Genomic DNA, 25,134 nt, shown 5'->3' with positions numbered 1-25,134 from the left:
TCTCTCGCAACCGATAAGTGGGAGAGGAATGATGGCGACTCTGGCGAAAGATGTGTCGGGGGACGTAGCCGCTCCGGTCGATCCGTTCGACATGAGCCGGGCGGAGCTGTACCGCGACGACACCTGGCACGAACCGTTCCGCCAGCTGCGCGCCGAGGCGCCGGTCCACAAGGTGGAGCATTCCGATTTCGGCCCCTATTGGTCGCTCAGCACCTACAAGCCGATCGTCGAGGTCGAATCGCTGCCCGACCTCTATTCGTCTGAGGCGAACGGCTTCACCATCTCGCGGATCGCGAATGACGAGGTCAGGATGCCGATGTTCATCGGCCGCGACCGCCCGATCCACACCGCGCAGCGCCGCACCGTCGCCCCCGCCTTCACGCCCAGCGAGATGGTGCGGCTGTCGCAGGACATCCGCCAGCGCTCCGGCGAGATCCTCGACGGGCTGCCGTGGAACAACGGCTTCGACTGGGTCGAGCGGGTGTCGATCGAGCTGACGACGCAGATGCTGGCGATCCTGTTCGACTTCCCGTGGCACGACCGCGCGAAGCTGACCATGTGGTCCGACTGGATGGGCGATATCGAGATCGCGAAGAACGAGGATCTGCGCCAGCAGCGGCTGGAGAAGATCTACGAATGCGGCGCCTATTTCCAGAAGATCTGGGCCGCCAAGGCGCAGTCGGCACCGACCCCCGACCTCATCTCGATGATGATCCATTCCGACGCGATGAGCCACATGGACCATAACGAGTTCATGGGGAACCTCATCCTGCTGATCGTCGGCGGCAACGACACGACGCGCAACACGATGTCGGGACTGGTCTATGCGCTCGACAAATTCCCGCAGGAGCGTGCGAAGCTGGAGGCGGACACCGCGCTGATCCCCAATGCGGTGAGCGAGATCATCCGCTGGCAGACGCCGCTGGCGCATATGGCCCGCACCGCGCTGCGCGATACCGAGCTGGCCGGGCAGCACATCGCCGAGGGCGACAAACTGGTGATGTGGTACATTTCCGCCAATCGCGACGAGAGCGTGTTCGGCCCCAATGCCGACGATTATCAGGTCGACCGCCCCAATGCGCGCCGCCACCTGGCGTTCGGCCACGGCATCCACCGCTGCGTCGGCGCGCGGCTGGCGGAGCTGCAGGTGTCGATCCTGCTGGAGGAAATGGCGAAGCGGCGGATGCGCGTGAACGTGACCGGCGCGCCGGAGCGGGTGCCGGCGTGTTTCGTCCATGGCTACAAGCATCTGCCGGTCGAGATCGAACGCTACTGATAACCGGTTGACGTCATGAGGTTCGACAGGGCGGGAAGGACACCCGCCCTGTCGCATTTTTGCAACGCAGCAGCGTTGCATTGCAGTCCCGAACGAATCGACTCGCGCATGTCACCGGAGTGACATAATCGCGAGGCAGTGGCGCAGGTGACGGCGCAAAGCCGCACGCCACGGGCCAGGGCTCAAAGGGACAAAATTCATGCGAAACAACCTCTTCATGGGCGCGGCCGCGATCGCGCTCATCGCACCGGTGAGCGCCATGGCGCAGGAGACGACGTCGACGATCCGCGGCACCGTGACGAGCGCCGGCGCGCCGGTCGCGGGGGCGACGGTGGAAGTCCTGAACGTTCCGTCGGGCACGCGCTCGACGCTGACGACCGACGCGAGCGGCAGCTTCGTCGCCACCGGTCTGCGGCCGGGTGGCCCCTATTCGGTGACGGTCCGTGCCGCTGGCTATGCCGATACGACGGTCACCGACATCAACACGATCGTGTCGCAGGCGTTCGACCTGCCGGTCGAGCTGGCTGCCGAGGGTGGCGACACCGACATCGTCGTCACCGCTTCCTCGATCTCCAGCGCGCGCACGGTCAGCCAGGGTCCGGCCAACGTGCTGGGCGCCGCCAAGATCGCGACGATCGCATCGGTGAACCGCGACATTCGCGACCTTATGCGCCGCGATCCGTTCGCGCGCCTCGACGAGCAGACCGGCAACGGCCGCGCGGTCAGCTTCGCGGGCCAGAACGCCCGCTTCAACCGCTTCACCGTCGACGGCGTGCCGATCACCGACAATTTCGGCCTCAACCCGGACGGGTTGCCGAGCCGTCGTTCCCCGATCCCGCTCGACGCGATCGGCCAGTTCCAGACCAAGGTCGCGCCCTATGACGTGCGCGAAGGCAACTTCCAGGGCGGCGTGATCAACGTCATCCTGAAGTCGGGCACCAACGACTTTCACGGTACCGGCTTCTACTCGCGCTCGTCGGACGGACTCAGCGGCGATACCACCAAGGCAGGGCCGGGCCGCGCCACCGACTATATCGCGACGCCGAAGTACAAGTATGAGAATTACGGCGCCGAACTGTCGGGGCCGCTCATCAAGGACAAGCTGTTCTTCATGGTCGCCGGCGAACGCGTCCGCGCGCCGCGCCCGATCGCGGAAGGTCCGGTCGACAACAATGCCGGCAACAGCATTTCCAGCCTGACGCAGGCACAGGTCAATCAGGTCAGTCAGATCGCGCAGTCGCGCTATGGCTACAGCACCGGCGGCGTGGTCAACAGCAACCAGGACAAGGACGATCGCCTGGTCGCACGCCTGGATGCCAATCTGTCCGATACGCAGCGGCTGGCGGCGACCTATTCCTATTCGTCCGACTCGATCATCTTCACCAACAACACGGTGACGACGCCGGGCTCGCAGAGCCTGGGTCTCGCGTCCAACGCCTACGTGTCGGGCAACAAGCTGCACGTCGGCGTGGTGCAGTTGAACTCGCAATGGTCGGACGATTTCTCGACGGAAGCGCGCGGTTTCTACAAGAAGTACACCCGAATTCAGGATCCGCTTGAGGGTCGCGGTTTCGCCGAGTTCCGCGTCTGCACCGCGCCGACGTCGGACCGCGGCGCGCCGGGCGCGGCGGGGGCCAGCGCATCGGTCACCTGCAACCCCAATTACGCCACTGTCGCCTTCGGCCCGGACGTGTCGCGTCAGACGAACGCGCTGCGCACCGAAACCTGGGGTGGCGCGTTCCAAGCGCGTCTGACGCGTGAGGGCCACGATCTGCGCATCTTCACCGACGTGCAGCATGTCGACGTCTTCAACGCCTTCCTGAGCAACTCGAACCCGCGTGGCGGCACGTCCGGCACCTATTATTTCGACTCGATCGCCGACTTCGCGGCGGGCAACGCGCAGCGCTTCGGCTACACCAACGCGACCCCCGTCCCGAACCCCGATCTGGCGTCGGCGGCGTTCAAATACTGGCAGTACGCCTTCGGCGTGCAGGACGTCTGGGCCATTACCCCGACCCTGAACTTCGCTTACGGGATGCGGTACGACCTGTATGGCAGCAAGAGCCGTCCGTCGTTGAACCCGGCGTTCATCGGTCGCTACGGCTTCACGAACGCCGAGTTCCTGTCGGGCCGCGGACTGTTCCAGCCGCGCTTCGGCTTCGACTGGAAGGCGGCGCGCGAAGTGAGCGTGCGCGGCGGCATCGGCATCTTCGGCGGTGGTGCGCCCGACGTGTACACGTCGAACAGCTTCTCCAACACCGGCATCCTGTCGAACACCGTTGACATCCGTCAGCTGAACGACGGCAGCTATGTCGGCAATCAGACCTTCCCGACGAACTTCGATCCGCGCACGGTGCTCACCAACGTCAACGGTGCGACCATTCCGGCGTCGGCGAACGCCTATCTTGCCGGCGGCGTGCAGGCGGCGGCGACCAACGCGGTCGCCTCGAACTTCAAGCTGCCGTCGCAGTGGCGCGGCACGTTGTCGGTTGACTTCACGCCCGAAGTGCTGGGTGGGGGCTGGACCTTCGGCGGCGATTTCTTCTGGTCCAAGGTGCGCGACCAAGTGTTCTTCACCGACATCCGTTCGGTGCCGACGGCATCGCGCACGCCCGATGGTCGCATCCGCTACAGTTCGCTGACGACGTTCAACGACTCGCTCAACGACATCCTGCTGACCAACACCTCGCGTGGTCGCAGCTATGTCGCGGTGGCTCGCGTGAACAAGTCATTCGATTTCGGGCTGTTCGCCGGCTTCAGCTACACCTACCAGAACATCAAGGATCAGGCGCCGGCTACCTCGTCGACCGCTGGCTCGAACTATGCCAACGGCGCCTTCGAGGATGCAAATGGCGCAGCGTATGGCATCTCGAACGATCAGGTCCGCCACAACTTCAAGTATGACCTGACGTTCGACCACGCCTTCGTCGGCGACTACAAGACGACGCTGTCGCTGTTCGGCGAAACCCGGATCGGGCGTCCGTACAGCTACACGATGCAGGATACGTCCAGCGGCCGCAGCACCATCTTCGGCACCACTGGATCCTCGTCGCGCTACCTGATCTACGTGCCGACCGGCATCGACGATCCGCGCGTGTCGTATGACAGCGCCGCGACCGCGCAGACGCTGGATGCATTCTTCCAGTCTTCGGGCCTTGCGAAGTACCGGGGCTCGATCGCGCCGCGGAATGCCTTCAATTCGAAGTGGTTCACCCGCATCGACCTGCACCTTGCCCAGGAAATCCCGACCTTCGTTGGCAATTCCCGCATCCAGATCTTCGCGGATGTCGAGAATTTCACCAATTTTTTGAACAAGAACTGGGGCCAGGTGCGTGAATATGCGTTTCCGTACACCGCGGTGGCGGCACGCGTGACCTGCCTGACCGCGGCCACGCCGACGGGCACGACCGGGACGTCGCCGACCAGCACGGCCCAGCCGTGTGCGCAATATCGTTACTCGTTGCCGAATGCGACGCCGACCGACACGGTTTACGCGTTGCCGTCGCTCTACACGATCCGCATCGGCGCGCGCTTCAGCTTCTAAGCCGAGCGCGCCCCGGTCGGGCCACATCGGGCCGCCGTCCCCCTCGGGACGGCGGCCCTTCTTTTTGCACCCCCCAGCGCCACGGTGTAGAACGCCGGCGATGGCGTCCCTTCCCGCTTCCCCCTCCCCCGCTCCGCTGCCCCAGGGGCCGAACCCCGAACGCCCGCTGTTCGTGCGCCCCTTCTTCGAGGACAAGGCGGCGGCCTTCTGGAAGCTCCAGGCGGCGGGGTGGACCGGCTATCTGGTGCTGCGCTCGGTCTCGACGCTGTCGGGCAATTTCTCGCTCCAGGCGATCGTGCCCAACATCATCGAGGCGATCGTCGGCTATTGCATCACGCTGCTGCTGAGCGTGCTGTACGGCCATTACCGCCAGCTGCCGCGCGTCACGGGGATCCTGCTGTCGATCTTCACGCTGGCGTTCGCGACGTTCCTGTATGCCACACTCAACGCCTTTTCGTTCAGCTTCATCAAGCTGGCCGCACCCGGAGTGGACCTGTCGCTGCTGCTGGCAGCCTTGTTCCTCAACTTCACCGTGCTGGCAGGGTGGTCGGCGCTGTACTTCGGGATCAACTTCTACCTGATCGTCGAGGACCAGATCGACCGGATGGAGCATCTGGAGAATCAGGCCTCCTCGGCGCAGCTGGCGATGCTGCGCTACCAGCTGAACCCGCATTTCCTGTTCAACACGCTCAACTCGATTTCGACGCTGGTGCTGCTGAAGCAGACCGAGCGCGCCAATGCGATGCTGAGCCGGCTGTCGTCGTTCCTGCGCTATACCTTGGCCAACGAACCCACCGCCCATGTGACGGTAGCGCAGGAGATGGAGACGCTGAAACTGTATCTGGAGATCGAGAAGATGCGGTTCGAGGATCGCCTCCGCCCGATCTTCGACGTCGACCCGGCGGTGGAGAAGGCGCGGCTGCCGTCGCTGCTGCTCCAGCCTTTGGTGGAGAATGCGATCAAATATGCGGTCACCCCGCAGGAGGACGGCGCCGAAATCCGGGTTTCCGTGCGGCTCGTCGGGGAGCGGGTGCTGCTGGGCGTATCCGACACCGGACCGGGTTTGATGCCGACCAAATCGCGTCCAAGCCTTTCAACCGGCGTTGGCATCGCCAATATCAGGGAGCGGCTGGCGCAGGCCTATGGGCCGGACCATCGCTTCGATGTGCGCGCCATGCCGACGGGCGGGTTCGGGGTCGAGATCGAGATCCCGTTCCAGCTCGAAGTACCGAATAGAGAGGTGTGATGACCATTCGTACCATCCTCGTCGACGACGAGCCGCTTGCGATCCAGGGGCTCGAACTGCGGCTTCAGGCGCACGACGACGTCGAGATCATCGCCAAGTGCCAGAACGGGCGCGAGGCGATCAGCGCGATCAAGACCCACAAGCCCGACCTCGTCTTCCTCGACATCCAGATGCCCGGGTTCGACGGCTTTTCGGTGGTACAGGGGCTGATGGAGGTGGAGCCGCCGCTGTTCGTGTTCGTGACCGCCTATTCCGATCACGCCATTCGCGCGTTCGAGGCGCAGGCGACCGATTACCTCATGAAGCCGGTTGAGGAGGCGCGGCTGGCCGATACGCTGGACCGCGTGCGCCAGCGCTTGTCGGAGCGGCAAAGCGCGGGGGAGGCCGACCGGCTGAAGGAAGTGCTGGCCGAACATGCGCCCGAGGCGGCGGCGGAGATGAGCGACGCCGGAAGCGGCGACCAGCCCAACGCCAGCCGGTTCGAGAAGATGATCAACATCAAGGATCGCGGGCAGATCTTCCGCGTCGATGTCGACACGATCGAGCGGATCGACGCCGCGGGCGATTACATGTGCATCTACACCGGCGACAACACGCTGATCCTGCGCGAGACGATGAAGGATCTGGAGAAGCGCCTCGACCCGCGCCGGTTCCAGCGCATCCATCGCTCGACGATCGTCAACCTGGACCTGGTCAAGCAGGTGAAGCCGCACACCAACGGCGAATGCTTCCTGGTGCTCGATTCGGGGGCGAGCGTGAAGGTGAGCCGCAGCTATCGCGACGTGGTGGCGCGCTTCGTCCATTGATACGGGTTTCCGCGCTCTATCGCTTCGCCCCGATCGCCGATCCCCATGCCGCGCGCGACGCGCTGCTGGCGGTCGCGCGTGCCGCGGGGGTGAAGGGCACGCTGCTGCTCGCGGGAGAGGGCATCAACGGCACCATCGCGGGCGCGCCCGAGGCGCTGGATCGCGTGATCGCGCGGATCCGCGAACTGCCGGGCTGTGCCGATCTGTCGCTGAAGCACGGCTGGGCGGCGACGAACCCGTTCCACCGGCTGAAGGTGAAGGTAAAGCGCGAGATCGTGACGATGGGGGTCGCGGTCGATCCGCTGACCGACGCCGGTACCTATGTCGCACCCGCCGCGTGGAACGATCTGATCGCCGATCCGCAGACGCTCGTGATCGATACCCGCAACGCCTATGAGGTGGCGGTGGGCACGTTCGCGGGCGCGGTCGATCCGGGGACGGCGAGCTTCGCGGACTTCCCGGCCTGGTTCCGCGACCATCGCGAGACGCTGATGGCGGGCAAGACGCGGGTGGCGATGTTCTGCACCGGCGGCATCCGCTGCGAGAAGTCGACCGCCTTCCTGAAGGCGGAGGGAGTGGAGGCGGTCCACCATCTCGACGGCGGCATTCTGCGCTATCTGGAGGAGGTGCCGGAGGACCAGAGCCGGTGGCAGGGCGAATGCTTCGTCTTCGACCAGCGCGTCGCGGTGGGGCACCGGCTGGCGCCGGGCACCCATGCGCTATGCCATGCGTGCCGGATGCCGGTCGGCGAGACTGACCGTGCCTCGCCGCTCTATGTCGAGGGCGTCAGCTGCCCCGCCTGCCACGCGTCGCGCGACGACACGCAGCGCGCGGGCTATGCCGAGCGCCACCGCCAGCAGCGGCTGGCCGAGGATCGCGGGACCAGCCACGTCGGCTGGTCCGCGCCTGTTCCTGGGCAGGATGGCGTCGGATAATCTCGGGTTGTCGCATGGGCATCCAGAAGTGGTCGCCCTCACCCTTCGCCGCCTTCGGCGTCTTTTCCCTCTCCCGCTGGGAGAGGGAGCGAGCGGCGCAGCCGCGGGAGGCAGTCTCCCGCCCCGCGATGGATGTTACCGCGACCGTGCGCTGAGCGAGATGCCGATCACCCGCGGCTCGTTGTACACCGCCGCCATGTAATTCTCGATCACGCCCTTCAGGTTCTCCTCGTTGGTGATGTTGCGCGCAAAGGCGGCGATCTCGAAACGGTCGTCGGGGGTGCGATAGCCGATCTTCAGCCCGCCCTCGACATTGCCGTTCGCGCGGAATTCGGCGGTGTCGTACAGCACCAGGTTCGTCAGCCCCTGAAGGTTCCAATCGGTCGCCGCGAACAGTGCCCCGCCGTTCGCCAGCGGCACGTCATATTGCGCGGTCAGGTCGAGGTTGTATTCCGGCGCATTGGGCAACCGGTTGCCGTCGATGTTCGCGAAATAGGTCGTGCCCGTGCCGGTGCCGCGCGTGAAGGTGTTCGATTCGAGTACGGTGCACACCTGTACGCCGTTCAGGCTGCACGTCTGCGCGAAGACGCGCTTGTCCTTGATCTCGCTGTGCAGCGCGCTGGCGCCGAGGCCGATCGCCAGGTTGCGCACCGGGCGCCAGTCGATCTCCAGCTCGCCGCCATAGGCCTGCGCCTTGTCGGCGTTGAACAGCACGCCGCTGCCGTTCGAATCGTTGCCGTTGAGCTGGATGTCCTCGACCGTGTAGAAGAACAGCGCGCCGTTGATGCGCAGCGTGTTGCCGAGCAGGCTGGACTTGAACCCGCCCTCGAACGAGGTGTTCGTCTCCGAATTCGCGGTCGTGAAATCGGCGTTGAACACCGCCGACCGGCCCTGGATCGTCGGCCCGCGGAACCCGCGCGCGGCGCGGGCATACAGGTTCAGGTCGGGCGTCGCCTGATAGGCCAGCGACACGTCCCAGCTGGGTTGCTCGTCGCTCAACCGCACGTCGCGACGCCCGGTGTAGCTGCTGACCCCCGCGGCATTGGCGTTGGCACGCAGCAACTGGGTACGCTTGGTGTCGTTGGTGTAGCGCGCACCCGCGGTCAGCGTCAGGCGATCGGTGAAGGCATAGCTCGCCTGCCCGAACCCGGCCCAGGAGGTGTTGGTGTTGCGCAGCACGACGAAATTGTTCGGGTTACGCGACGCGGTGGTGAGGAAGACGCCGCGCTGGTCGAACTCGGTCAGGTCGCGGCTATCGAAATAGATGCCGCCGAACTGCCACTTGAACGCGCCGTCGCCGTTGGACGCGACCCGCACCTCCTGCGTCCACTGGTCGAGGTCGCGGATCCGGCCCTGGCTCTGGCCGAAGCCGTTGCGCACGCCATTGAAGGGGTAATCGCTGCCCGCACCGCCGTCGGTATCGCCACGGCTGTAGCCCGACGCATGTTCGTAGGCGGTGATCGAGGTCAGCGTCGCCACGCCCAGGTCGATCCCCAGATGCGCCGAGGCGCCCTGCATCTTATAGGCCTGCGGGTTGTCGCCGCCCTCGTCGAGCGCGACCTGATCGCGCGGCCCGCGTGGCGTGCTGGATCCCTTCACCAGCGCGTTGCGGTGGAACACGGTCGACGTGCCCTCGTAATCGCGCACATGCCCCGACAACAGCAGCGACACGACGTCGCCCGGCGTGAAGAGCAGCTGAAGCCGTGCGTCACGCTCCAGGAAACCGCCCAGCGCATCCTTGCGCGGGGTGATCGTCCCGTCGTCGGACGGGCCGGTGTAGGTATTGTCGATCCAGTCGCTGCGACGCTGCATCAACCCGGAGACGCGGAACGACAGCACGTCCTTGATGAGCGGCCCGCCGACGCCCGCGTCCAGCGACACGGTATCGAAGCTGCCGACCGACAGGTTCATCCGGCCCTGCGTTTCCTGCGACGGGCGGATCGTGTCGAACTTGATGATGCCTGCGGGCGTGTTGCGCCCGAACAGCGACCCCTGCGGCCCGCGCAGCACCTCCACCTGTGCGACGTCGAACACCGGGTTCGACTTCAGCACGACATGCTCCAGCACGACATCGTCCTGGATGATCGACACCGGCTGCGACGCGCCGAGATAGAAGTCGATGTTGCCGAGGCCACGGATATAGAAGCGCGGGAAGATGCGGCCCGTCGTCGTCTCGGCATACAGGCCGGGAACGCGGCCCGCGAGCGCCAGGATATCCTCGCCCCCGGTCTGGAACGTGCGCAGCTCCTCGCCCTTCACCGCGGTCACCGACAGCGGAACGCGCTGGAGGTTCTCCTCGCGGCGTTCCGCGGTCACCACGATGTCGTCCAGCCCGTCGGTGCCCGCCGCGGCGCTGCCGACGCCCTGCGACGCCTGCGCCGGGGTCTGCGGCACGCTGCCGTCCTGCGCGAAGGCGGCGGTCGCGGTCAGGGCGGCGCCGGCCGCGGTGACGAACAACGCGCGACGAATGAAGCGATGAGACACGTAATCTTCCCCACAAATGATGCGCGTCGCGGCATTTACGGCCGATCCGCACCTTCCCTGCGCAGGCCGCTAGGTGCCAATTGCGACTATCCTGTGACAAAGTGTTGCCGAAAAGCCGCAGCAAGAGCCTCTTCGTGTGCGGCGCAATATCTGCTACGGGCGCGCGCATCATGCTCAACCTCAACGGCATCACCGTGCGCCTCGGCGGGCGCACGATCCTCGACGGCGCGAGTGCGGCACTGCCGCCGGGCAGCCGCGTCGGTCTGATCGGGCGCAACGGCGCGGGCAAGTCGACGCTGGTCCGCGTCATCGCCGGCATGCTGGAGCCGGACGACGGCTCCGCCGACATGCCCAAGGGCGCGCGGCTGGGCTATATCGCGCAGGAGGCGCCCTCGGGCACCGCGACCCCGTTCGACACGGTGCTCGCCGCCGATACCGAGCGCGCCGCGCTGATGCACGAATCGGAGACGACCGAGGATCCCGACCGGCTGGGCGACGTCTATGAGCGGCTGATCGCGATCGACGCCTATACCGCGCCCGCCCGCGCCGCGCAGATCCTGCTCGGGCTCGGCTTCGACGAGGAGATGCAGCAGCGTCCGCTCGACAGCTTCTCGGGCGGGTGGAAGATGCGCGTCGCGCTGGCCGCCTTGCTGTTCTCGCAGCCCGACCTGCTGCTGCTCGACGAGCCGTCGAACCACCTCGATCTGGAGGCGGTGATGTGGCTGGAAGACTTCCTGGTCAATTACAAGGCGACCATCGTCGTCGTCAGCCACGAGCGCGACTTCCTCAACAACGTCGTCGACCACATCCTCCATCTGCAGGGCGGGAAGATCACGCTCTATCCCGGCGGCTACGACAGTTTCGAGCGCCAGCGTGCCGAGCGGATGGCGCAGCTGGCCGCCGCCAAGGCGAACCAGGACGCGCAGCGTGCCAAGCTGCAGGATTATGTCGCGCGCAATTCCGCCCGCGCCTCCACCGCGAAGCAGGCGCAAAGCCGGCAGAAGATGCTGGCCAAGATGCAGCCGATCGCCGAGCTGGCCAACGATCCGTCGCTGTCGTTCGACTTCCCCGATCCCACCGAACTGCGCCCGCCGCTCATCACGCTCGACATGGCGAGCGTCGGCTATGGCGAGACGCCGATCCTCAAGCGGCTCAACATGCGGCTCGACCCGGACGATCGCGTCGCGCTGCTGGGGCGCAACGGCAACGGCAAGACGACGCTCGCCCGCCTGCTCGCTGCGCAGCTGACGCCGATGGACGGCGAAATGGCATCGTCGGGCAAGATGAAGGTCGGCTATTTCACGCAATATCAGGTGGAGGAGCTGGACGCCGACGACACCCCGCTGGAGCATATGACGCGCACCATGAAGGGCGCCAGCCCCGCCGCGGTGCGCGCGCAGCTGGGGCGGTTCGGCTTCTCCGGCGACAAGGCGACCGGCAAGGTGGGCAAGATGTCGGGCGGCGAGAAGGCGCGCCTCGCGCTCGCGCTCATCACCCGCGACGCGCCGCATATGCTGATCCTCGACGAGCCGACTAACCACCTCGACGTCGACGCGCGCGAGGCGCTGGTGCAGGCGCTCAACTCCTACACGGGCGCCGTCGTGCTGGTCAGCCACGACCGCCACATGCTGGAGATGACCGCCGACCGGCTGGTGCTGGTGGATGACGGCACCGCGGTGGAATTCGACGGAACGCTCGACGATTATATCGCCTTGGTGCTGTCGGGTGCGGGCAAGGCCGACGCCAGGCCTGCGGCGAAGGGCAGCAAGAAGGATCGCGCCGCCGCCGCGGATCGCCGTGCGGCAGAGACCGCGATGCGCAAGCGGGCGAAGGAGGCGGAGGACGCGCTGGCGAAGCTGAACCAGCAGCGCGCGGCGGTGGACCGCGCGATGTTCGATCCGTCGACCGCGGACAAGACGCTGGCGAAGCTGTCGATGACCGAGCTGATGAAGCGGCGCGCGGAGCTGTCGGAGCGGATCGACGGGGCGGAAGCGACGTGGCTGGAGGCGAGCGAGGCGCTGGAAGCCGGGACGATCGCTTCGGCGGCATAGCCGCCCTGAGCGACCGTCCCGGCCGGCCGGCCTCGCCAAGGCGAGGACCGACGACGCGGCTTCGCCGCGGCGGGGCGTGAGGAAGAAGCGTCACCCCGGATCACGTCCGGGGTGACGGGAATCTCAACCGCATCGTCACCCCGGACTTGTCCCGGGGTCCAGGGTTCCGCTCACCCAACGGTCGTTAGGCGCGGGACCCTGGATGCCGGGACGAGCCCGGCATGACGGGGTGGCTCAGGCCTCCGCCTCGCCCCCGCCTTCGGCGCCACGCTCGAACCAGGCCTCGACCTCGCCGGTCAGCTTGATCGTCAGCGGGCGGCCGCGGCGGTCGACCTTCTTGCCCAGCGCGACGCGGATCCAGCCTTCGGAGATGCTGTATTCCTCGACGTCCTTGCGCTCGACACCCTTGAAGCGGATGCCGACGCCGCGCTCCAGCGCGGGCTGGTCGAAGTACGGGCTCGACGGGTCGATCGAGAGATGGTCGGGAGGGGTATCGCTCATGGCGCGCGGCCATGCCGCAATCGGCCGCATCAGGCCACAAAAAACGGCGCGGGGATGGCTCCCCGCGCCGCCTCGATCCGCTTACCAGCCGTAACCGTAATAGCCGCGCGGCTGGTTGTAATAGCCGCGGTACGGGTCGCGATAATATTCGCGGTACACCGGCGGCGGGGGCGGCGGCGCATAATAGCGATCACGGTACACCACGCGCGGCGGCGGATAATAGCCGCGATCGTAATAATAGCCGTTGTCGTAATAGCGGTCGCGGTTGCTCGACGCGATCGCCGCGCCCAGACCCAGCCCGATCACGCCACCGATGATCGCGCCCGTCGCCGCATCGCCGCCGCGGTCGCGCCGCCAGTAGCGCTGCGCCTCCGCCGGTGCGGCGGTGGCGAGCACGCTGGCGGCCAGCGTCGCCCCCAGCACCGCCTTCTTGCCCATACCCATCATGTCGGAATACTCCTTCCGTTACGCAGGGTTCGCACACGGGTTGAACGCAACCGCTGCGATCCTGTTTCCGGACCTACGCGAGTCGCGCTGAACGGGTGCGGAATGGGGCGTTCATGGGCGGTTTATTCGATCCGCCACCCTCACCCTTCCCTCTCCCGCTGGGAAAGGGAGGGAGGAGCGCAGGGGTCCCATGAAAGTATTACTTTCATGGGTGCCCCGAAGCGCCGGAAGGGTGAGGACGACGTGGATCACACCGGCGCCGCATCCGCCCCGGCGCCATAATGGTGCCAGGTGAAGATCGCCGCCGCGCCGCGATAGGGGCGCCATGCCTCCGCCAGTTCGCGCGTCAGCTTCTCGCTGGGGCGCGCGTCGTGGCCCAGGATGCGGCCGACCTCGATCTGCACCGCCAGATCGCCCGCGGGCCAGATGTCGGGGCGCCCCTCGGCGAACAGCAGATATACCTCCGCCGACCAGCGGCCGATGCCCTTGACGCGGACCAGCTGTGCGATCGCTTCTTCGTCATCCTGTGGCAGCGCATCGAGGTTCAGCCGCCCGCTCGTCACCTCGTCCGCCAGGCTCCGCGCATAGCCGGTCTTCTGGCGCGAGAAGCCGCAGGCGCGCAGCATGTCGTCGTCCAGCCGCTGGACCAGCACCGGATCGGTGGCGTCGCCCAGCGCCTCCAGCTTGCGCCACACCGCATCCGCCGCCTTTACGCTCACCTGCTGCCCCAGGATGGTACGCAGCAGCGTGGCATAGCCGCGCGCGCGGATGCGCGGCGCCGGGTAGCCGACCCGCGCCAGCGCGGCGGCAAAGGCGGGCTCGCGCGCGGCCAGCGCATCCAGCCCGGCGTTGAGCTCCCCGGCGTTCAGCCCCATTGCACGGAGCCCCGGCAGGCGGCATGGGGAAGCGGACTATTCGGGGAGACAATCATGCCCAAGCTTATCGTCGTCACGCGTGAGGGGGAAGAACGCGAGATCGACGGGGACGCCGGCCTGTCGGTGATGGAAGTGATCCGCGACGCGGGGATCGACGAGATCCTGGCGCTGTGCGGCGGCTGCTGCAGCTGCGCCACCTGCCATATCCATGTCGACCCCGCCTTCGTCGACAAGCTGCCGCCGATCAGCGAGGACGAGAACGACCTGCTCGATTCGTCGAGCGACCGTGACGCGACCTCGCGGCTGTCGTGCCAGGTCGAGTTCAGCGACGCGCTGGACGGCATGAAGGTGCGCATCGCCGCGGAGGATTGAGGCTCCTGCGCCCGCAGGAGCCCCGGGCCGGATCCACACTCACTTCCGTTCGCCCTGAGGAGCCGTTGAGCTTGTCGAAACGGCGTCTCGAAGGGGATGCTTCGAGACGAGGCTTCGACAAGCTCAGCCTCTCCTCAGCACGAACGGATCATGGCTTGAATGTCGATCGGGCCCGGGATCACGCGCACCAACAAGCGCGGTTCTGCCTGACCCTGGGTTCCGGCGTTCGCCGGAACACGCTCACCCCCGCGCCGCCACCGCGTAGAGCGCGATCGCGGCGGCGTTGGAGACGTTCAGGCTCTCCACCTTGCCGGAGATCGGCAGCTTCGCCAGTTCGTCGCAATGCGCCTCGGTATTCTGGCGCATCCCCTCGCCTTCCGCGCCCAGCACGATCGCGATGCGCTGCGTGCCCATCGCCTGCGCCAGCGTCTGCGTCGCATGGCCGGTCAGCCCGATGCGCCAGAAGCCGGCCTCGCCGATCTCGTCCAGCGCGCGCGCCAGATTGACGACGCGCACCCACGGCACCGTCTCCAGTGCGCCCGACGCCGCGCGCGCCAGCGATCCCGATTCGGGGGGCGAGTGGCGGTCCTGCGTCACGATGCCCAGCGCGTCGAACGCCGCCGCCGAGCGCAGGATCGCGCCGACATTGTGCGGATCGGTGACCTGATCCAGCACCACCAGCGGGCGCTGGTCCCCGGCGCCCTGATCCAGCAGGTCGCCCAGCCACACGTCCTCCAGCGGATCGACCTCCGCCACCAGCCCCTGATGCGGCGCGTCGGACGGCACCAGCCGCCCCAGATCGGGCGCCTCGGCGAACACGATCGGCAGCACCGACGGCAGGTCGAGCGCGGCCAGCGCCTCGCGCGTGCCCCAGATCTTGCGCACGACACGCTCCGGGTTGGCCAAGGCGGCGGTCACCGCATGGCGCCCCCACAGGCGCGGTCGGTTGCCCTGCGTCTGGCTGGGGCGGTGTCCACGGCGTGCCATCAATCGTCGTCCTTCGGATAGGCATAGGGATCGCCGACCACCGGCTGCGTCGGCAGCACCCCGCGCGGCAGCGGCTGATCGGCATTGGCGGCGTTGAGCAGGAACGCGGCGAGGATGGTCGCCCCCTGCCGCATGTCGTCCGCCTTCAGGTGATCGAACGTGTCGATCCCGCTGTGGTGGATGCGCGTGAAATAGTCGAGCGGATCCTGGATGAATTGAAACGCGGGCACGCCGACCGACTGCATGAAGACATGGTCGGTGCCGCCGGTCGGCATCATCGACACCTCCGTCATCCCCATTGCGCGGAACGGCGCCATCCATTCCTGAAAGATGGGCACGACCGCGGGATTGCCCTCGGCATAGATGCCGCGCAGCTTGCCCGAGCCGTTGTCGATGTTGAAATAGGCGGCCAGTTCGCCCCAGCCCGGCTGCGGCACGATGGGAAAGCGCGTGGGGAAGCCGTAATATTTCTCGTCGCCGCGCCCGGTGCCCGTCGCGGTCACGCCGCCGCGGGTGGCGAGGTGGCGCTCGACATAGGCGAGCGAGCCGAGCAGCCCCTGTTCCTCGCCGGTCCACAACGCGAAGCGGATCGTCCGCTTCGGACGAATGCCGGATTTGGCGAGGATGCGCGCCGCCTCCATCACCATCGCGGAGCCGGCGGCATTGTCCGCCGCGCCGTCGCCCGCGACCCAGCTGTCGAGATGCGCGCCGGCCATGACATAGCCGGCCTTGCCATCGGTGCCGGGGATCTCGGCGATGACGTTATAGGCGTTCATGTCGCTGTCGTCGAAGCGGACGTCGCTGACGATCTCCAGCGTCGGTGCCGCGCCGGTCTTCGCCAGCCGGGCGAGGCGGCGATAGTCCTCCGCCGCGATCTGCACCGCGGGCAGCGCGGGCGTCTCGTCCTTGCCGAACAGATAACCCTCGCCATGGAGCAGCTTGCCGTCGCGATACGACATGGTCGCCTGCGCCACCGCGCCCTCCGCCTTCAGGAAGGCATCGAGCTTCGCGGGGAACAGCGCGCGCTTCATCCGCCGGCCGAGCGCGTCGGGATCGTAGGACGGCTGGCGATAGCCGTCCTCCTTCGCCAGATCGGCATCGCTCAGCCGCTGGAACGGCGCCTCCTTCGGCTCCGATCCGCTGTCGGGGCGCGTCACCAGCACGATCTTGCCGGCGAGCTGGCCGCGCCATTTGGCGAAGTCCGCCTCCCTGCTCATCGGCGCGACGATGACCGGCGCGGTCAGCGTGCCGTTGGTGGCGGGCGTCCAGGCGACGGGGATGGCGGTGAGCTGGATCGGGCGCGGCGTCACCATCCGCACGCTCGACCGCTCGATCCACCAGCCGCGGCCGAACGGCACCGGTTCCTTGTGGACCTTCAGCCCCCATTCGGCGAAGCGCGCCTGCGTCCAGCCTTCCGCGGCGCGGGCCTGCGGCGAATTGGTCAGCCGCGGGCCGATGACGTCGGTCAGGTGCTGCGCGATCGGCATGACCTCGCTGTGGTTCATGCCCTGATCGATCAGGCGGTTGGTCGCGGACACCGCAGGCGTGCGCTGCGCCTGGGCGGCGGGAACGAGAAGCGCGGCCGCGGCGACCGCGGTCAGGAAGGCGTGGCGCATGGTGGTGCGGTATCTCCGGCGACGACACGTCGCGTGCGGCGGGACGCTATGCGGCAGGGCGCGCGCGCGCAAGCATGTGCGAAACCCCGCACGACGGCGTTGACACGGCTTCGTGGGGCGGGCATTGGGCGCCCTCGCTTTTCGGCGAGCGTCATCCGTGGAAGGGTGGCCGAGTGGTTAAAGGCAGCAGACTGTAAATCTGCCCACGCAAGTGTACGCTGGTTCGAATCCAGCCCCTTCCACCATCCTCCCGGCGGCGCCCGGGTGCCCATCCCACGACATTTCCGATTTCTGGCGCGTCGCCCGATAGTTGCGGCACGAACGCCGTTTCCGCGCGCGCTTCCGGCCCGGCGCGCGCCACGCATATACCCAATTTGGTAGCTTTCGGCCGCGACCGTAAAGCGTCCTTAATCACGCCGATCCTAACCCATGTCACAGAGGAAAGGTGGACTCGGGTGCTTATAGAGATCGACACCAAGAACGCCCGGCTGGGCATGTACGTTCACGCGGTGGACGGCGGTTGGCTGGCCAGTCCCTTCTGGAGGGCGCAGCTGGTGCTGTCGAAACAGTCGGAGATCGACAAGCTGGTCAAGGCCGGCATCATGAAGATCGTGATCGATACGTCGAAGGGCGTCGGTCCGGCCGAACCGGTCGCACCCGCCCCGGTGGCGGTCGAGGAAACGCCGGTCGAGGAAGCGCCGGTCCCTGTCGCGGTCGACGCCGCCTATGCCGGGCCGGAGCGACGCACCCGCAAGCGCGTCGCCAGCGAACTGGACCGCGCGCGCGCGACGGTGGAGCGATCGAAGGAAGCGGTGTCGCGCATGTTCGCCGAAGTGCGCATGGGCCATGCCGTCGACGCCGCCGACGTCTCCCCGCTGGTCGACGAGATCGCGGAATCGGTGGCGCGCGACGCCACCGCGATGCTCAAGGTCACGCGACTGAAGAACAAGGACGAATATACCTATCTCCATTCGGTCGCGGTATGCGCGCTGATGATCAACTTCGCACGCCGACTGAACCTGCCGGAGGAGGAGGTGCGCGACCTGGGCATGGCGGGGCTACTGCACGACATCGGCAAGATGTCGGTGCCCAGCGCGCTGCTGGAAAAGCCCGGCGCGCTCGAACCTGGCGAACGCCGCGTGGTGCAGAGCCACCCGGAACAGGGGCACCAGCTGCTGAGCGAGAGCCACAACGTCTCGCCCGCGGTGCTGGACGTGTGCCTGCACCATCACGAGCGCATCGACGGCACCGGTTATCCGCATCGGCTGACGGGCGAGCAGCTGACCCTGCATGCGCGGATGAGCGCGATCTGCGACGTCTATGACGCGGTCACGTCCAACCGCCCCTACAAGCGACCATGGTCGCCCAGCGAGGCGCTGGCGCGAATGCGATCGTGGGAGGGGCATTTCGACCCGGCGCTGTTCGCGATCTTCATCGAGAGCATCGGCATCTATCCGGTCGGCGGACTGGTGCGGATGGGGGACAATGTGCTGGCGCTGGTGATCGAGGGCAACGACGAGGATCCCACCGCACCGCGTGTCCGCTGCTTCTACGACATTCCCGCACAGGCGTTCGTCGCGCATCGCGACATCGCCACCGGGAGCGGCACACCGCAGGCGACGATCCTGCGGTCGGAGCGGGGCGAACACTGGTTCGGCGACGGCTGGACCGAGGTTCAGGCATTGGTCGAGGCGGGTACGCCCGACGCAACCGGTGCGGCGACGCCGCGCCGCGCCGCCATGGGGGGTTGAACGATGCCGCGCCAGGCTGCCCGCGCCGCCACGCTTCACCAGCGGATGCTCGGCTGGCTCCAGAACGATACCGTGCCGAGCCCCCCCGCCCCCGCCCCCAACCCGCTGACCGAGAATGGGCGCACCGCGGTGCGCCGGCAATTGTATCGCGACGTCGGCGAGTTCCTGTTCTCCAACGGGCTGGAGCCGACGCCGCGCAACTTCATGGTCGCGCACAGCTATCTGTCGGGTGAGAATTGGGAGATCGGGCGCGCGGTTGCCGACCACCTGCATAGCGGCAAGCCGCTGTCCGACGGCGAGGTGGGTGAGATCGTCGAGCGGCAGCGCGCGTCGCAACTGACGCCGGACCGCCTCGCCGAACTCGCCAGCCAGCTGGAGGCGCGGCTGAACGACTGCGTCAGCGCGGTCGATACCACGCGCGATTCGGCGGCGACGTTCGGCTCCGCGCTGAACGAGGAGGCGGCGAACCTCAACAGCGATCCGGTGGGCACGCTCCATCGCGTCATCGCGCTGACCCGCGAGGCGGTGGAGACGGCGCGGCTGGCCGAACTGCAGTTGCAGCAGACCCGGCGCGAGGCGGACGCGCTGCGCAGCGACCTGGAACAGGCGCGGCGCGCAGCCGAGCAGGACCATCTGACCGGCCTGCCCAACCGCCGCTGCTTCGAGGCGCGGCTGGCGACGGCGATGGCGGAGCCGGGGCCGCGCAACGTCACCGTGGCGCTGTGCGACATCGACGACTTCAAGCAGGTCAACGACCGGCACGGCCATCCCGCAGGGGACCGTGTGCTGCGCTTCGTCGGCGACTTCCTGCGCACGCAGCTTGGTCGCGGGGCGATGGTTGCGCGCTATGGCGGGGAAGAATTCGCCTGCCTGTTCGAGGGCGAGACACCGCACGGTGCGCGCGCGGCGCTGAACGCGGTGCGCGACAAGCTGGCGACGCGATCGCTGGTCAATCAGGAATCGGGTCTGTCGATCGGCGTGGTCACCTTCTCCGCGGGGGTGGCGCCGATCGTCGACGGCGACGTCCACGCCGCGATGCAGGACGCGGACGCCGCGCTCTACACCGCCAAGCGCAACGGCAAGGACGCGGTGGTGGTGGCCCGCACCTGACGCGGGCTATCGCGCCGCGGCATCCGCCACCGCGGCCCAGGCGGCGATCTCCGTATCCATGTGGCGCAGCACCGCCAGGTCGCCGGCACGCGCATGGTCGAGGTCGACCGTCGCCTCCCCCTCCCATTCCCAGGTGGCGTTGCCCGACAGCGTGACCATCGCGTCGTGCTCGGCGCGCGCGCGGACCAGCCCGCCCTTGTTGAGCACCGTCACCTCGCGCCCGAATGCGATATGCCCGTCGAGGCAGGCGGCATAGGTCGACGCCGCCATCGCGCTGCCGCAGCTGTCGGTCAAGCCCACGCCGCGCTCGAAGGTGCGCACGAACAACCGGTCCGGCCCGCGCACCTCGACGAACGAGACGTTGGCGCGGCGCGGCAGCCAATCGGGCGCCGCCTCGCAGATCGTGCCCAGCCGCACCAGCTCCGCCTCGTCGATGCGATCGACGACGCTCACCAGATGCGGGTTGGGGATGGCCACCGCGGTGAAGGCGCGGTCCGGGTCGAGCGGCGGCACCGGCGCGGCGACGATCCGCTCCGCCGCGACGCGCAGCGGCCAGTCCGCCACCGCGAGCGAGGCGGGACCGGCGGTTTCGGTGACCGTCCAGACGCCCGGTGCCAGGTCCGGCGCGCGGGCCACCGCGGCTCGGCTGGTCTTCAACCGCACCGTCGCGCGGTCCAGCCCCAGCGCCTCGAACCCCGCGCGCGCGACGCAGCGCAGACCGTTGAGGCACGTCTCCGCCTCGCTGCCGTCGCTGTTGAACATCCGCATCCCGAACGCGGCGGTGTCGTCCCCCGCGGTCAGCGCGAGCAGCCCGTCGCCGCCGACCGGCCCGGCGCGATCGGCCAGCGCGCGCGCCACCTGCCCCCATTGCGCGTCGGACAGGTCGAGCGCGCGCGCGTCGATCAGCGGAAAGTCGTTGCCCGAGCCGTGGCACTTGATGAATCGCAGCCGCATCGCGCGTTCCTGCGCCCGCCGCCGTGCCGCGGCAAGAGGCATCACCGCAGGCGGTAATGATCGGCCAGCCGATCGAGCGCGAGCGTCAGCACCACGCGCCCGCTGCGCGCGGGCCAGCCCAGCGCACGCTCGCTGTCGGGCAGCGTCTCGCCCGCGCACACCACGCGCCACAGCACGTCGGACAGCCCCCGGCCGGCCGCCGCCACCGCCGCGTCGAAGCGTCGCTTGGCCGCGACCTGTGCCTCGATCGGGTCCAGCCCGCCGCCCCCGCCGCCATCCACGCGCGGCACCCAGCGCATCGTCACCGACGCCGCCAGCTGCGCGCGCTCGTAATCGGCACGCAGCCGTTCGCCCGCCTCCGACTGGCGCGGGGTGACCAGCCCGCGCGCCGCCAGCCACGCCAGCGGCGATTCGCGGCGGTTGACCGTCACGCTGCGCCCGCTCCCGCGCGTTCCCACCGAGCGCCCCGCCCCGTCCACCGTCGTTTCCACCAGATCGCGCATCATCGTCTCCGCTTGCCAAGGACAAGGGGCTGGCGGGTGTTGGATGCTGTAGGACAGCGCCATGTGCGAAAAAGAAGGCGCGTCGTGCGTGGGGTGGTGGGCGCTGACGGGTTCGAACCGCCGACCTACTCGGTGTAAACGAGCCGCTCTACCAGCTGAGCTAAGCGCCCGACGCGGGAAAACCCCGGATTTCCGTCGTTGCAGCTTCTCTACAGGCGGAATTTTGCGGATCAATAGGGACTGAAACGGAAACGCGCGGAACCTAAAGTCCCGGACTATCCCCGGACTGCTACATATCAAGGTCGACGTCAGCGATGACGATCTCGCCGTGGTCGACCCCGCCTCGGGCATACTTCTCCGCGACGATGTCCTCGATCATTTCGCGGTTTGCGGCGACGAGGCCAGCAGCATCCTGCGGGCCGGAATGCTCGCCCCATAGCGCGTGGAGTGCGGTAGACGTGACGCGCACGGTGAAGGGACGTCCGGCAATCGTCGCCGGGTAGCTATAGTCGTCGAAGGTCATCGCCGCCTCATCGAAATTCTGCCCAGACCGGGTGGCCGCGGCTTACGAGAGCCGAGACGATCCAGCGGTGGACCAAGTGAGCGTGATTGTACGCGCGACCTTTGGGCGCGCCACTCTCCTCCCAGAATTTCATGAGCAGGTCGCGATCGGCCAGGAACGGGCGTAATGCGCGCAGTGCCAGGCGCACCGCCGCGGTGTGGACGTCGTCCTCGGTCGCCCGGCGAGCGGCGTCATTTAGCACCGTCAGCGCCAGATTCATCAGCAGTGCGCGCGCTCTATATTCGCGAAGCTCCTTGGCATCCTCCGCGAAGGGCACGCCCGCTACCTTCACGTCCGCGCTGGAGCAAATGGGACAGGGGAGATCGGACAGGACCGCAGGCCATTCCAGCGACCGCCGCGAGAATCGGCGGTCTGCGATCAGCGCTTCGCGGTCGACCAGCTTCACACCGCCGCACGCACGACAGGTGACGCGCAGCGCGGCCTCCACTTTTCGCAGGTCGTACAGGGTCTTCGGCGGGCCAACCATTGCCGAATTATGCAGGAACAATAGAAGAACAAAAAGACTGGCGTTCGCACGTCTGGCGCGGCATCACGCGGGCATGACCGCGCGAGACACCATCATCCGAGTCGCCGCCGAGCGTGGCGAAAGCCTCTCCGCCCTGTCCCGCAAGATCGGGCGGAATGAAGCCTATCTCCAGCAATATGTCGGACGCGGATCGCCGCGACGCCTGCCAGAGGAAGAGCGCCGCATGCTCGCAATCGTGCTCAACATCGACGAGCGCAGGCTGGGCGCGCGCGATCCGTGGTCACCCGCGATCTGACGATGGAACATCGCCACGACTTCCCGCGGATCGGCCACAACCGCCCTTGCCCGCTATGCGGAGGCGGGGAGGCTGACGATCTGATCGAGCAGGTCGCTGCCGACCTATGGAACAGCCGGCGCTATGGCACGCTCGATGACCGCCCTTGGGAGGCGGCCGGCGATTACTGGCATCGGACGTTCCGCGATCTCGCGGAGACGGCCGTCGCCAGCCTCAAGGATCATTGCCAGACCTTGAGATAGTCGAGCATCATCTCGCTCTTCCACCCCGGGCGGGCATCCTTCGGCGCTGGTCCCAGCCCGCCGACAGCGACATTCAGGATGATCTTCATCGGCTCGCGGAAGATCGTCGGACGCCGCGCCGCCAGTGCGCCGTCGATGTACAGGATCTCCTCGTCCGCGGTCCACAGGTAGCCCACGCGATGCCACTGGCCATCGGCGACCACCTGCGGCAGGATCACGCCTTCCGCGAATTTCCCCGCCGCGTCCTTCCAGTGACGGCTGAATTGCAGCTGGTCGCGATCGGCCAGCCCCTGCTCGAAGATGTCGATCTCCGGCGGCCACCCGCCTTTCGCCGGCAGCATCCAGAATGCCAGCGACGATCCCTGCGCCCGCCCGCTCTTGAAGCGCAGCTCGACATAGCCGTGCTGGAAGGTGAACAGATTGGCGCTGTCCAGCATCGCCGCCGAATAATCGTAGGTCAGCCCGGTCATCAGCGACCGCGTCGTCACCTTCTCCGCGCGCAGCACGCGGTATCCGTCGACGATCGGGAAGGGCGTCACCCCAGGCTGGGTGGACGGGTGGCTGTACGGCGCGATCTCCTTGTTGCCGGTCTGCACATCGCCCCACTCCGGGCGCGATCGCCATGCGCCCTGCACGGCGTCCGGCGTGATCGGCTCGCGGAAGGTGCTGGAGAAGACGAGCTTCCGCCCGGCGGCCGGATCGGCTGGCACCGCGCGGGCCGGCGTGGCGATCGGCGCAGCCGTGGCGGCGACACCCGCCGCAGCGCCGCGGATCACGCCCTCGCCGCCCGGCACCGGCGGCTGATTGAGCGTCCACGGACACTGGAGCTTGAAATCCTTGCCCGTCATGTCGCGCAGCAGCGGCACCTCCACCACCTTCACCGTCTCTCCCGGCTGGAAGACGATCGTGGCCTCCGTGATCTTGTAGAAGGTGGGGGCATAGGCGGTGCCATTGCTAGTCAGACACCGCCACGACAGCGGGCGCAGCGCCGGCTCGGATAGGGTGACGGCGATCCGCGCCACCCGGTCGGTGCTGGTGACCACAGTGTCGGGGATCACCAGCTTCGGCACGACCGACACCGGCGAGACGATCGCGACCGGATCGGGGGCGGGCGGCGCCGCGGGCTGGCCGAGGAAGGTGGACAGCGTGGCGAGGGCGATTTTCGCCTGTTCCAGTGTGATCTGCATCATCACCGCTGCTCCTTACTGCTTGCGGAAAGCGACCATCGGGACGGCGATCGTCGTCGGGACCAGGCTGGCGGTCGAGCCATTCGCGGGAAAGCCATTCGCATAGCCGTAGGCGCTATTCGCCAGCCCCACCTGCGATGCATTGCTGGGCGCATTGGCACCCGAGGCCGCGCCATTCGACCAATTGGCGTAGCCGTCGCCGACGGACGCACTGGCATAGGCTTGGGCGGTGTCGGTCAGCGTGCACTGCCAATAGACCCCCGCCGTGTGGGTCTGCGGCGTCGAGAGGGTCGCGGTCACGCCAAAGCTGGCAGTGCCTGCGGCGACATTCAGCTCGGGGCTTTCCCAGATTTTCGCGCCCACCGTGCCGGACGCATTCGCATATATCGCGGCTTTCAGGTGCGACCCGGACGTGATCGAGGAAAGGGGGGTGACCGACACCGCGTCCCAAGTCACGCCTTCGACGATATACATCGGGACGCAAGCCAGCGCGCCGCTCCCGGCCGCACCATTGCCGACGCCATAGGGGCCGGGGCGATACCATGTCTGCGACCGATAGCCGGGATGCATCGCCACGCTGCTGCCGCCCCCGCCGCTCGACGTCGCATTGATGGTGCAGGTCGCCGCGCTGGTGTCGGCGCTCTTCGTGACATTGGTCCCCGCGACGATGCCCGCGCAGGCCGTATTGCGGATCGTGGTCAGCGACGCCGCAGCGCTCATCGTATAGACGCGCTGCTGCTCGGTCGTGCCCGCCTTGGTGGTGCCGGACTGCACCAGCGGCACCTGCTCGGCGCCGGTAAGCGTCGATGCGACAGGAAGCGCCGACACCTTCACGGTGGTCTGCGCCGCGGCCGGCGCGCAAGGCAGCAGCGCCGCGGCGGCGAGGAGGATCAGTCGCATCGT

General features: G+C 67.5%; 23 protein-coding genes and 2 tRNA genes. 12 read left to right on the top strand and 13 right to left on the bottom strand.

What is annotated here, in order from left to right:
• Positions 1–31: 31 nt before the first annotated feature.
• The 5 genes from PGN14_RS05525 (at position 32) to trhO (ending at position 7,807) form a co-directional block, all read left to right on the top strand.
• Positions 32–1,276 carry a cytochrome P450 gene (locus tag PGN14_RS05525; protein ID WP_335298587.1) on the top strand — a complete coding sequence of 415 codons (1,245 nt, stop codon included), beginning with the start codon at positions 32–34 and terminating at the stop codon, positions 1,274–1,276.
• 199 nt (positions 1,277–1,475) lie between these two features.
• Entirely contained in the window at positions 1,476–4,820 is a 3,345-nt protein-coding gene (locus tag PGN14_RS05520; protein WP_335298423.1) for a TonB-dependent receptor, read from the top strand.
• A 100-nt stretch (positions 4,821–4,920) separates the two neighbouring features.
• Positions 4,921–6,066: a sensor histidine kinase gene (locus PGN14_RS05515; protein WP_335298422.1), complete on the top strand. Its 1,146-nt coding sequence runs from the start codon at positions 4,921–4,923 to the stop codon at positions 6,064–6,066.
• Entirely contained in the window at positions 6,066–6,872 is an 807-nt protein-coding gene (locus tag PGN14_RS05510; RefSeq protein WP_335298421.1) for a LytR/AlgR family response regulator transcription factor, read from the top strand. Before PGN14_RS05515 ends, PGN14_RS05510 begins: the two co-directional genes overlap by 1 nt.
• Entirely contained in the window at positions 6,869–7,807 is a 939-nt protein-coding gene (gene trhO, locus PGN14_RS05505; protein ID WP_335298420.1) for an oxygen-dependent tRNA uridine(34) hydroxylase TrhO, read from the top strand. Before PGN14_RS05510 ends, trhO begins: the two co-directional genes overlap by 4 nt.
• A 135-nt stretch (positions 7,808–7,942) precedes the next feature.
• Here trhO and PGN14_RS05500 read toward each other — a convergent pair whose 3' ends face one another.
• Entirely contained in the window at positions 7,943–10,291 is a 2,349-nt protein-coding gene (locus PGN14_RS05500; protein ID WP_335298419.1) for a TonB-dependent receptor, read from the bottom strand.
• 170 nt (positions 10,292–10,461) lie between these two features.
• Between PGN14_RS05500 and PGN14_RS05495 the strand changes: the two genes are divergently transcribed.
• Positions 10,462–12,342: an ABC-F family ATP-binding cassette domain-containing protein gene (locus tag PGN14_RS05495; RefSeq protein ID WP_335298586.1), complete on the top strand. Its 1,881-nt coding sequence runs from the start codon at positions 10,462–10,464 to the stop codon at positions 12,340–12,342.
• A 234-nt stretch (positions 12,343–12,576) separates the two neighbouring features.
• Here PGN14_RS05495 and PGN14_RS05490 read toward each other — a convergent pair whose 3' ends face one another.
• The 3 genes from PGN14_RS05490 to PGN14_RS05480 form a co-directional block, all read right to left on the bottom strand.
• Complete coding sequence (locus tag PGN14_RS05490) at positions 12,577–12,843, bottom strand: DUF3297 family protein (protein WP_335298418.1); 267 nt, start codon at positions 12,841–12,843, stop codon at positions 12,577–12,579.
• Between the two features lie 81 nt (positions 12,844–12,924).
• On the bottom strand, positions 12,925–13,290 hold the full coding sequence (locus tag PGN14_RS05485; RefSeq protein WP_335298417.1) for a hypothetical protein: 366 nt from the start codon (positions 13,288–13,290) through the stop codon (positions 12,925–12,927).
• Between the two features lie 248 nt (positions 13,291–13,538).
• Entirely contained in the window at positions 13,539–14,165 is a 627-nt protein-coding gene (locus PGN14_RS05480) for a DNA-3-methyladenine glycosylase family protein (RefSeq protein ID WP_335298416.1), read from the bottom strand.
• 54 nt (positions 14,166–14,219) lie between these two features.
• On the opposite strand from PGN14_RS05480, the gene PGN14_RS05475 reads away from it, so the two are divergent.
• Positions 14,220–14,537: a 2Fe-2S iron-sulfur cluster-binding protein gene (locus PGN14_RS05475; protein ID WP_335298415.1), complete on the top strand. Its 318-nt coding sequence runs from the start codon at positions 14,220–14,222 to the stop codon at positions 14,535–14,537.
• Between the two features lie 240 nt (positions 14,538–14,777).
• On the opposite strand, the gene rlmB is transcribed toward PGN14_RS05475, so the two are convergent.
• Positions 14,778–15,524 (bottom strand): 23S rRNA (guanosine(2251)-2'-O)-methyltransferase RlmB, encoded by a 747-nt coding sequence (rlmB, locus tag PGN14_RS05470; protein ID WP_335298414.1) that lies wholly within the window; start codon positions 15,522–15,524, stop codon positions 14,778–14,780.
• Positions 15,524–17,140, bottom strand: a complete 1,617-nt coding sequence (locus tag PGN14_RS05465) for a M20/M25/M40 family metallo-hydrolase (RefSeq protein WP_335298413.1) — start codon at positions 17,138–17,140, stop codon at positions 15,524–15,526. Before PGN14_RS05465 ends, rlmB begins: the two co-directional genes overlap by 1 nt.
• A gap of 159 nt (positions 17,141–17,299) precedes the next feature.
• On the opposite strand from PGN14_RS05465, the gene PGN14_RS05460 reads away from it, so the two are divergent.
• The 3 genes from PGN14_RS05460 (at position 17,300) to PGN14_RS05450 (ending at position 20,001) form a co-directional block, all read left to right on the top strand.
• Positions 17,300–17,385 (top strand) — tRNA-Tyr (locus PGN14_RS05460).
• A gap of 210 nt (positions 17,386–17,595) precedes the next feature.
• Complete coding sequence (locus PGN14_RS05455; protein ID WP_335298412.1) at positions 17,596–18,891, top strand: HD-GYP domain-containing protein; 1,296 nt, start codon at positions 17,596–17,598, stop codon at positions 18,889–18,891.
• Between the two features lie 3 nt (positions 18,892–18,894).
• Positions 18,895–20,001, top strand: coding sequence for a GGDEF domain-containing protein (locus PGN14_RS05450; RefSeq protein ID WP_335298411.1), 1,107 nt, complete (start codon positions 18,895–18,897; stop codon positions 19,999–20,001).
• A gap of 6 nt (positions 20,002–20,007) precedes the next feature.
• Here the strand turns inward: PGN14_RS05450 and dapF are convergent, their stop codons facing one another.
• The 5 genes from dapF to PGN14_RS05425 all read right to left on the bottom strand — a co-directional run bounded on the left by dapF (position 20,008) and on the right by PGN14_RS05425 (position 22,507).
• A complete protein-coding gene (gene dapF / locus PGN14_RS05445; protein WP_335298410.1) occupies positions 20,008–20,955 on the bottom strand; it encodes a diaminopimelate epimerase in 948 nt (315 codons plus the stop codon).
• A 41-nt stretch (positions 20,956–20,996) separates the two neighbouring features.
• Positions 20,997–21,458 (bottom strand): DUF6456 domain-containing protein, encoded by a 462-nt coding sequence (locus tag PGN14_RS05440; RefSeq protein WP_335298585.1) that lies wholly within the window; start codon positions 21,456–21,458, stop codon positions 20,997–20,999.
• Between the two features lie 94 nt (positions 21,459–21,552).
• A tRNA-Val gene (locus PGN14_RS05435) sits at positions 21,553–21,628 on the bottom strand.
• A gap of 119 nt (positions 21,629–21,747) precedes the next feature.
• Entirely contained in the window at positions 21,748–21,981 is a 234-nt protein-coding gene (locus tag PGN14_RS05430) for a DUF1488 family protein (protein WP_335298409.1), read from the bottom strand.
• Positions 21,982–21,988: 7 nt separating this feature from the next.
• Entirely contained in the window at positions 21,989–22,507 is a 519-nt protein-coding gene (locus PGN14_RS05425; RefSeq protein ID WP_335298408.1) for a hypothetical protein, read from the bottom strand.
• Positions 22,508–22,580: 73 nt separating this feature from the next.
• Here PGN14_RS05425 and PGN14_RS05420 point away from each other — a divergent pair, with 73 nt between their 5' ends.
• Positions 22,581–22,802 carry a hypothetical protein gene (locus PGN14_RS05420; protein ID WP_335298407.1) on the top strand — a complete coding sequence of 74 codons (222 nt, stop codon included), beginning with the start codon at positions 22,581–22,583 and terminating at the stop codon, positions 22,800–22,802.
• A gap of 2 nt (positions 22,803–22,804) precedes the next feature.
• Positions 22,805–23,044, top strand: coding sequence for a hypothetical protein (locus PGN14_RS05415; protein WP_335298406.1), 240 nt, complete (start codon positions 22,805–22,807; stop codon positions 23,042–23,044).
• Here PGN14_RS05415 and PGN14_RS05410 read toward each other — a convergent pair.
• Positions 23,023–24,234, bottom strand: coding sequence for a family 16 glycosylhydrolase (locus tag PGN14_RS05410; RefSeq protein WP_335298405.1), 1,212 nt, complete (start codon positions 24,232–24,234; stop codon positions 23,023–23,025). The two genes, PGN14_RS05415 and PGN14_RS05410, sit on opposite strands and share 22 nt — an antisense overlap.
• Before the next feature lie 12 nt (positions 24,235–24,246).
• Positions 24,247–25,131 carry a hypothetical protein gene (locus tag PGN14_RS05405; RefSeq protein WP_335298404.1) on the bottom strand — a complete coding sequence of 295 codons (885 nt, stop codon included), beginning with the start codon at positions 25,129–25,131 and terminating at the stop codon, positions 24,247–24,249.
• Positions 25,132–25,134 lie beyond the last annotated feature (3 nt).

The organism is Sphingomonas adhaesiva (assembly GCF_036946305.1).
GTDB lineage: Bacteria > Pseudomonadota > Alphaproteobacteria > Sphingomonadales > Sphingomonadaceae > Sphingomonas > Sphingomonas adhaesiva_B.
This window is presented reverse-complemented; position numbering and strand designations above follow the sequence as displayed.